The sequence below is a fragment of the Psychrobacter sp. TB20-MNA-CIBAN-0197 genome (assembly GCF_040309765.1).
GTDB lineage: Bacteria > Pseudomonadota > Gammaproteobacteria > Pseudomonadales > Moraxellaceae > Psychrobacter > Psychrobacter submarinus.
The window spans coordinates 1-314 of record NZ_JBEOPC010000276.1; the positions used below are offsets into that span (position 1 = coordinate 1).

The window sequence follows — 314 nt, forward strand, 5'->3', positions numbered from 1 at the left end:
TTTAAATTAGCGGTAACAGTAGACATTTAGCGCGTCCCCAAACCAGCTAACAAGGGCTGGCGCACACTGACGACAGGGGTATCTTGCGGAGCTTGTCCTTTATACTCAGGCATATTCTCCAACAAACGCTGGGTCAAGCTGACGTCTAGCATATTATCGCCATCGACATACAGATCCCCTAAACGCTTATCTTGATTGTTCAACAAATTAACGTGCAGCAGGTTTTTATCATTTTTTTGTTCCGTACTCAGCTCGGCACGCATCGCTGGCATGGTGATATAAAAAACCTTACCGCCACTAGGATAGCCCACTTC

Annotated in this window: 1 pseudogene; it reads right to left on the reverse strand. The window is 46.2% G+C overall.

Features of this window, described 5'->3' with window-relative positions:
• Positions 1-26 precede the first annotated feature (26 nt).
• Positions 27-314 (reverse strand): annotated as a pseudogene (locus AAEY83_RS13645) (type II secretion system protein N); the annotation flags it as partial.